Raw genomic sequence first — 3164 nt, forward strand, 5'->3', positions numbered from 1 at the left:
CCTTCGGCTGCGCGCACTTGCGCTCAGCGACCGGTGGAACCCGGCCTTCCTCAAACTTCACGCGACACGACGCTCCGCCGTGAAGGTGGCCGCGTGATGAGCTTGCTCAATAGCGGATCCACACCCCCCAGGCAACTCGGTTGCGAGTGTCCAACCAGCGGAAGGCCACTCACTCTGTCGCCGGACGATACTTCGTACCTCCTTGTTCGACTGTTCCTTGGGAATGGCTAGTCTGCGCCACGGGACGCGAGCCATCGCGTTTCCACCTGTTCGGCCCGATCCGCAGGCGCTACTCGCCGGCTCCGCCGGTGAGTCGTGCGCCGGTGGAGTGAGCGCGGGTCGGGCGAACCAGAGCGGGCGCCCAGGGCTTGAATCCGTGGGCCGGGCGTTTCGCCGCGTTCGACTTGAGGCCCCCGATTTCAGGCCTCTCGCTTGACTCCGTCCCATGCACGCCAGTCCAATTGCTCCCATGAGGCAAATCCTCGTGTTCGCGTCACTGCTTCTCCTCACCCTTTCAGCCTGCTCGACGCCTTGCATCTGTGGAACGACCCCGGAGGGGCTAACGATCAAGGCCTGCGGGAACGATACCACTGGCACCGTAACGGTCACGGACAGTCAGGGAGGAGTTGTCTTCGAGGGGACTGTTCATCGGAATCCACAGTATCCGAACGATGGCGCGGTAAAGAATGCCTCCGGTGAGCAGGTGGGCACGCTCCACAACAACGGGGACGGAACCGTTTCTTGGGCGAAGACCGACCAGAGCTACACGGGCCTTCCTGATAGCACGACAGTAACTCTGGTCGCTTGCCCCTCAACTCCAAACTAGGATACAGCGCAGCGCATTAGGCTGCGCCCCCCGCCTTCGGTGGAATCGATTGAGCTGCTTCTATTGCAGCCGGCACAGCGGCAATTCTCGGGAAAGGCTGAGATGAAAGACTGTGTCCGAGTAATCCTTGTTCTTGCAGTGGCTGCCGCGGGCTTATGGTTTGTCTTCGCGACTGATGAGCCTGGTGTTCCCGGTTATTCACCGATTGTCGAACCCATACGGCAACGGGCCTTCTTGAGAGGATTTGGCGCGGCCGACGGCACCCCCATTCGAAAGCATTTGACCCAGGAGGATGGTAGGGTCTCTTTCTCAATTCGAGGCCTGAACGGTTCTGCTGGCGCAACAGTAGTAGCATTCAAGTCGGGGGAGCGTGCCGTACCGTTATGGAAGGCCCCATTGCCGCCAGGTGCCCTCACGGGGATTGAAATAATTCCCGCAGGCGTTCCGGTTGATATTGTCGTTGCTGAGTCACCGAGCACGCCGCGTCAGGTCCAAACGGTGTCTGTAGAAGAGGGGGAAACGGCACGTGTCGTCTTTGACTATAGTCAGTACTGCCAATGCACCCTGCGGGTCTCGGGCCTGCCGGTTGAATTCCTTAAGAACGCGACGCTGAGTATCCAGTTCAATTCGGTGGAAATCGGTACCAGGCCCGACGGCATGACCGCGCAGCTAGACAGCAATCTCTCGGTAGTTGTCTCTGGCAGCGCTGGGCGGGTATTCTCCGCAAGCATTCTTGGCGCAGCGAACATCCCGCTTGTCGGCCCTAGTGGTGACCAATTCAGTCTCATCGACAAAGGGACCGTAGACCTTCATCCAGCAGAAGCGGTCTATATCGTTGGAGGGCAGTGGAATGGAGTGGCTACTAAGCCAATCGCTGCGTGGGTCGGCGGCGACCTTTTTCTCGGCCAGCAGGGTCTGCTCGTCGTTCCTGAATCGAAGGCGGGCGATTCCTTCTTCGTCCTAGATCTCAATGGGCGATACGCACGGTGGGAAAAATCACGGTATCAGACAGATGTTGTAAATCTTGTGGACCTACAACCTCCCGATGGGAAGCTGGAGGTGATGGTGGATGCTCCTCCGGATGACGGCCTCGACGTATTTGTTTTTGGACCCGATGGACCAAAGACTCCAACGCCAGTTTGGGGCAGCCAGGACCCCCGCGTTCATATCGAAAGAACGCGGGGGGGGGTCGCTGGTTTCGATGGATTGCCTCCCGGGTACTATTCGGTACGATTGCAGGAAAGGATTCGAGGTCGCTCGCCTGTCCTGACGACAGTGCCTTTGCAGCCTGGAGAGTCCAGGCGCATTAGTATTGACTACGCCGGTCTGCGCCCCCACACGTATTCTGTGCGGGGGTTGCTGGCGGTCGCACTCCATATTGGGAAGCTACCCAAGCATCTAGTGCCCACACTTGGTGGTCAACGCTTACATCTAGTGGATGCCGAGACGGATATTTGGCAACTGGAACATTGGGGGCCGCTTGGTAGTACAGAAATCGTCTTGCACGAGCCCGCGGTTCTGTCGCCACTTCCGACAACCATTATCAGTGACAGTGCCGGAACGACCGCGCTGCAAGTTTCTTCGGCTGTTTTGCGATGGAACTTAGAACTTTTAGGCGACCACAGTGGCCTACGGATAGGTAGCGCCTCGTCGCCTTTGGGGGTGTATGAAGAGGGAGAAGTAATCGGATTCGTCAGCGCCACAGATGCAATAACGCTTCAGATATGGCGACGACGGGGCGAAGAGATGTTCCATGGTTTCTTGAGTCTCGATAGACAGCAGATGTCTACAGGCGCATCGTGTGATACGAGTGGACACATCGTGGAAGTAACGATTCTTGGAGGAGGCCCGGCGCTCCAGGTGCAGGCTAGCTCTGCTGGGAAGCTACATCCGCTTGGCGTGGTAGTGCCAGCGCTTGGCGGGCGCGTGTATAGACTATGGGCATCTCACTACATAGACGAAGTCCTATTCATGAGGAATGGCGAGGTCGTGGCAAGAATCGAGAGGCCGGAGCGCATGCGAGACGCAATAGTGAATACAGGTTACTAACGTAACCGTGGCGAGTGTATCTCGACTATCGGGTTCGCAGCGGCCGTGCGGGACGCTGATCGCCGTCGGGGTTGATGCCGTGCTCGCGGCACGACTGCACCAGGCTCATCATGATGACGGCGGCCTTGGCGCCTTCCTCGGAGCCGAAGAACTGCCAGTTCTGCGGGATAAGAAGCACGAGCTGCCTTTCGAACCGACCGGAAGCAACCCGACCCCGATGATCGGGCATCGGGATCCACCGGCAAGCGCAGTGCCCGGAGTTCTTCCGGGGCGAGATTGCCGGATTCTG

Annotated in this window: 3 protein-coding genes; 2 read left to right on the forward strand and 1 reads right to left on the reverse strand. The window is 58.6% G+C overall.

Annotation, left to right across the window (positions count from 1 at the left end; genetic code table 11):
* The first annotated feature begins 469 nt into the window (after nt 1–469).
* Together J5J06_19760 and J5J06_19765 are read left to right on the forward strand one after the other, a co-directional pair.
* Nucleotides 470–826, forward strand: coding sequence for a hypothetical protein (locus J5J06_19760; GenBank protein ID MCO6439332.1), 357 nt, complete (start codon nt 470–472; stop codon nt 824–826).
* Nucleotides 827–928: 102 nt separating this feature from the next.
* Nucleotides 929–2875, forward strand: coding sequence for a hypothetical protein (locus J5J06_19765; protein ID MCO6439333.1), 1947 nt, complete (start codon nt 929–931; stop codon nt 2873–2875).
* A gap of 25 nt (nt 2876–2900) precedes the next feature.
* Here J5J06_19765 and J5J06_19770 read toward each other — a convergent pair.
* Nucleotides 2901–3164 (reverse strand): hypothetical protein (locus J5J06_19770; GenBank protein MCO6439334.1); only part of this gene is annotated, 264 nt, incomplete at its 5' end.

The sequence above is a fragment of the Phycisphaerae bacterium genome (assembly GCA_024102815.1).
GTDB lineage: Bacteria > Planctomycetota > Phycisphaerae > UBA1845 > UBA1845 > JAGFJJ01.

Bases quoted from the DNA above. Each gene is read 5' to 3' on its own strand.
- J5J06_19760 (MCO6439332.1), top strand. From the start codon at position 470: ATGAGGCAAATCCTCGTGTTCGCGTCACTGCTTCTCCTCACCCTTTCA.
- J5J06_19765 (MCO6439333.1), top strand. From the start codon at position 929: ATGAAAGACTGTGTCCGAGTAATCCTTGTTCTTGCAGTGGCTGCCGCG.